This window comes from Acinetobacter pseudolwoffii (genome assembly GCF_002803605.1).
GTDB classification, from domain to species: Bacteria; Pseudomonadota; Gammaproteobacteria; order Pseudomonadales; family Moraxellaceae; genus Acinetobacter; species Acinetobacter pseudolwoffii.
This window is the reverse complement of the sequence record NZ_PHRG01000015.1, coordinates 1-4,745: the sequence shown is the minus strand read 5'-3', so window position 1 is coordinate 4,745 and position 4,745 is coordinate 1. Positions and strand designations below refer to the sequence as shown.

Annotated in this window: 5 protein-coding genes; 4 read left to right on the top strand and 1 reads right to left on the bottom strand. The window is 42.4% G+C overall.

The annotated features are described in order from the left end of the window. A partial coding sequence (locus CWI32_RS15415; protein ID WP_252146119.1) for a hypothetical protein occupies window positions 1-345 on the top strand: 345 nt, incomplete at its 5' end. After that, on the top strand, window positions 309-833 hold the full coding sequence (locus CWI32_RS15410) for a hypothetical protein (protein ID WP_252146118.1): 525 nt from the start codon (window positions 309-311) through the stop codon (window positions 831-833). The genes CWI32_RS15415 and CWI32_RS15410, both read left to right, overlap by 37 nt. Before the next feature lie 45 nt (window positions 834-878). Here CWI32_RS15410 and CWI32_RS14425 read toward each other — a convergent pair whose 3' ends face one another. Then, on the bottom strand, window positions 879-1,667 hold the full coding sequence (locus CWI32_RS14425) for an ANT(3'')-II family aminoglycoside nucleotidyltransferase (RefSeq protein WP_063454760.1): 789 nt from the start codon (window positions 1,665-1,667) through the stop codon (window positions 879-881). 1,096 nt (window positions 1,668-2,763) lie between these two features. Here CWI32_RS14425 and CWI32_RS14415 point away from each other — a divergent pair. Beyond that, window positions 2,764-3,165, top strand: coding sequence for a MobC family plasmid mobilization relaxosome protein (locus CWI32_RS14415; protein ID WP_063454762.1), 402 nt, complete (start codon window positions 2,764-2,766; stop codon window positions 3,163-3,165). Continuing rightward, the coding region (locus CWI32_RS14410) for a relaxase family protein (RefSeq protein ID WP_100535608.1) at window positions 3,155-4,745 on the top strand (1,591 nt) is incomplete at its 3' end. The genes CWI32_RS14415 and CWI32_RS14410, both read left to right, overlap by 11 nt.

Sequence of the window (4,745 nt, the reverse complement as noted above, 5' to 3'; positions counted from 1 at the left end):
CAAATGAACGAGCAGATACAGACAGAAGAACAGCAAGTTCAGAACAAAAGCCTACTGAAACAGCTTACCACTTTGAATATGGCTCTGATTTTGGGCGCTGTTATTTTGATTATTCTCATTATTGCGCTCGGTTTTATGGGCAAAAGCAAGTACAACGAGATACGCACACTGAATATGGCCATCAACGAGAAACAAATGCGAGTGGATCACCTGAACCAATCGGGGGGCAGTTTGACGTTCAGCACATGCAAACAGCAAAACAGCAAAGCCCAACGTCTGTGTATTCAGATCAACAAGGACGCAGGGGATTGGCAGAACAACTTCATGGTGCCGATGGGGTATTAAGTGATGACCGAGTTAGAAACACAGTTATTGAGAATCATCGAAGAACAACAGCAGCAATTACAGCAACAACAAATGCAGTTGCAGCAGCAACAGCAGAGTTTAGACGTGATGCAAAAGAAAATTATCCAAGCCTTATCAGCACAATCAAAGGCAATGGAGAGCGTACAGAAAGGCTTAGTGCAAACACAAAAGTCATTATCGACAACACAGACGCAATTTCACGAATTGGAAAAAAATACAGCGACCTATACCGAACAGATCAATGGCAAAGTCAGGGAGATGAGCCAAATTACAACGAACTACGAGGACGTACTGGAAAAAATCTCAACCGTACAGCAGTCAGTCTCGTCAGAAGTAGCCAAAGCGCAGCAGAATTTGCTCGAAACGTCCGAACTATTGAAGCGAATATCGTCCAGATGAAGGAACTGAAAAAGGAAATGGAACAGCCCCAACCTAAGCAAGATCGGGGCATGAATTTTGGGATGTAAGGCTTATAGAAGCCCGTCAGCTCAAAATGCTTGGTTAAAACACTATTATTTGATTAGGCTACTCTTCTTATTAAATTGTTCATCAATTTTTGAACTCAGAAAGTCAACAACAGGGCTTAAAGCCTGATGCTGTTGTTGCCAGTTTTGTTTGCCTATCTCACCTTTATATTCTTGGATCATGCGCTGCAAAATGGGTTGATGCAGCGACGGTAACTGAGCTATCACCCAGTGTGCGGCTTGGTCTTTAGGCACAATCTCATTCGTCATCAAGCTAAAATAAATACGGCATAAGGCCAAAATTTGATTGCGTTCATCGGCATCCTCATCCCAATGCGCCACAATAGAGGGATAGGTGTCTGCCATTGCCTGCCAGAGGTGCTGTTCAGGAATTGCCGTTGACCACTGTGTCAAACTTGGCCCCAACAAACTACGATGATGCATTTGTGCTTTTTTCAGCAAAATACTCAGATCAGGGTCTGTATGTGCGCGGAGCAAAGCACCTTGGTTTAACTCCTCCCGTAACCACTCCCCAAATTGTAGTTCGTAGCTGAGTGGATAACTGCCTGAAAGAATTTGCTCTTTAAGTACGATGGTGACTTCAAGTGGACGCTGTGCAGCCCCAATTGGATACGAAATTTTTAATAAGGTTTCTGTCAGTTGCTGTCGTTGATGGAGTGTCAGTGCTTGATTCACCACAACCAAAACATCCAAATCACTTTCTGGACCTAGCCCGCCATCAACAGCTGAACCATACAGATAAATGGCAAAGAGGGATTCACCCAAAAGCTGCTGTAAAGATTCTGTTAACTGTTCAAGTTGCAAGGTTTCGGACATGCTTGACCTCTTTTTCGGGCATGAGTTAGGAGTAGGAGAAACAAATAAAAATCTTGTTAAAAAATTTGAAATATATAAAAAAAAGAGTCCTTGCAACAATTCTAATGAAAAATTGTAGTTAAAACCTAAAGAAAAACCCCTCTGAGTCTTGCAACTTAGAGGGGTTTTGTCTTAAATTTGGTGGTACGCAGTTATTTGATGTTCCTAGCATCAAGTAACGAAGATCATAAGGTTTGACGACCGTTATGATTTCACCTTTCGGCTTGTACCGCTTTTCAAATTCTATCAAATTGATAAAAAATGGCAAGCATTGTATCAGTAAAAAGTCTTTCGTTACCTGATTCTCGTTCATCCAATAAGCAATACTAGACTGTATTCGAGCCTTATCAGCTTCTGTGCATCCTTTTTTTAAGGACGATATGCGGTGTATGTGGAGGGAATAAGTGTCACTGGTGCATCGTAGCGATAGTGAGATCCGAGAGGAAGGAGCTAAACCGTTACAGGGGAATCCCACAAAAGCGGAGCGTTGAGAGTAGTTGTATAGGTTGGTTAAGTTGCATGTTGGAGAAATCCTCGCAGAGATACCACCATACTTCGACAGGGAGCGCGTGGGGGAAGGTACAAAACTTTTAGTCCTTGTCTGCCATGTATGTAAAGCATGGTGCGGATACGACCGATGCGTGGCTCCGTCAGCCTAATCAGGTTAAATCGGCAATACTTAAGGGAAGTGTCATTTTTTGAATGACAGCCCTTAGGGAGAGTATTGCCGAAACTCTCTCAACGTCCACCATCAGCCTGAGCGAAGCGAAGGCTGTGGTGGCGGTGAGAAAGAGTTGAGCGCCTTTAGTTTTACAAGATTCATGCCAATACTTTCTAGAGTTTATATACAGAGTCATTTGATTTAATAATTTATAGAACAACTTTGTCCGCAATTGATAAGCAAGGATACACAGTTACCCCTATTTCACGATGTTCAATAGTGCTAAGCTGTGACCTTGATCAGGGGCTTCACCCCCGATACCCCCGAAAACCGGCTTAAAGAAAAATCAAAGATTTTGCCTTAAACCGGTTTCATACCGAGAATTGGATTGATCAAATGGAAATAGATTCAGTAACTAAACAGAAAGCGGTTCGGGAACGGACGTTTAAAGTCAGACTTTCAGAATCAGAGTACCAATTGCTTGATGCTAATAATCCTTTTGGTTCAATCGCAAAGTTGCTACGTCAATCGGCAGTAGAGAAAGCAACACAGATTCATAATTCAAAAGCAGATGATGACCAAAAAATTAAAGCAAAAAACGTTGTTGAATTTTCATATACCAAGACAGAACGTTCTTTAATTTTAGAGTTAGGTCGCATAGGTAATAACGTTAATCAGATTGCCAAGGCTATTAATACGGATATTGCAGGGACAGGTACTTTTGACAAAGTGAAGTTGCTTCATTTGTTGATTTCCATAGATCAGCAACTTCGGGAGTTACGTCCAGATGATCGTTGATTTTTTTAGACATGGCACAGGCTTATCTAAAGGTTGTCTAGATTATTTACTTGGTGAAGATCGAGAGCGAGAACATGCACAGGTTTTAAGTGGTGATGTTGACTTGACCGCTCAACTGATTGATAGCAGTCCTTTTGCCAAGAAATATACCAGTGGTTGTTTATCCTTTTACGAGCATGATTTATCTGACCAGGATAAACAACAGATCATGCAGAATTTTGAGCAATGTATTTTTCCTGGTCTTAATCCTGATCAGTATCAAGTGTTATGGGTACAGCACCAAGATAAGGTGAACCAAGCTACTGGAGAGACTCGGCTTGAGCTGAATTTTGTGATTCCAAATGTTGAGCTTTCGACAGGCAAACGGCTACAGCCATTTTATGCACCCGTGGATCTCGATCGAGTGGATCTGTTTAAGCAGATTACCAATGCGGAACATAGACTGTATGACCCTGATGACCCGAACAATCAGCAGCTTTTAATCAATAAGAAGAACCTCCCAAAGGACGTTCGGGACTTTAAAGCGCAATTACATCAACGTATCTATCGAGCCGTTGCCAATGGTGAAATTGCCGATCGGCAAAAATTGGTTGAATGGCTTGAGTCCAATGACGTCAAAGTCACCCGACAGACCCAAAAATCAATATCAATTGAAAATCCATATGAGGGCGCAACACGTCCTATCCGTTTGAATGGAGAGGTTTATGAGCAAGGCTTTAGAACTACTGGCGAATATCGACAAGAAGTACAACAGCGAATTGCAACGTACCGAGGAACAACTTCTGAGCGGTATCGAGCAAACGTCACAGATTATCAAAGACAGCTTGAGCACAAGAGCCAATATCACCGCGACCGCTATCCAACAGTCGGACGAGAAATTAGCACAGAACCTACAGAGCAGCTCACAGCAGATCGAGAAGCAGCTCGACCAGTACCAAGCCTTGCTACAGTCCAAATTGAGCCGTTTAAAGCAAATGAACGAGCAGATACAGACAGAAGAACAGCAAGTTCAGAACAAAAGCCTACTGAAACAGCTTACCACTTTGAATATGGCTCTGATTTTGGGCGCTGTTATTTTGATTATTCTCATTATTGCGCTCGGTTTTATGGGCAAAAGCAAGTACAACGAGATACGCACACTGAATATGGCCATCAACGAGAAACAAATGCGAGTGGATCACCTGAACCAATCGGGGGGCAGTTTGACGTTCAGCACATGCAAACAGCAAAACAGCAAAGCCCAACGTCTGTGTATTCAGATCAACAAGGACGCAGGGGATTGGCAGAACAACTTCATGGTGCCGATGGGGTATTAAGTGATGACCGAGTTAGAAACACAGTTATTGAGAATCATCGAAGAACAACAGCAGCAATTACAGCAACAACAAATGCAGTTGCAGCAGCAACAGCAGAGTTTAGACGTGATGCAAAAGAAAATTATCCAAGCCTTATCAGCACAATCAAAGGCAATGGAGAGCGTACAGAAAGGCTTAGTGCAAACACAAAAGTCATTATCGACAACACAGACGCAATTTCACGAATTGGAAAAAAATACAGCGACCTATACCGAACAGATCAAT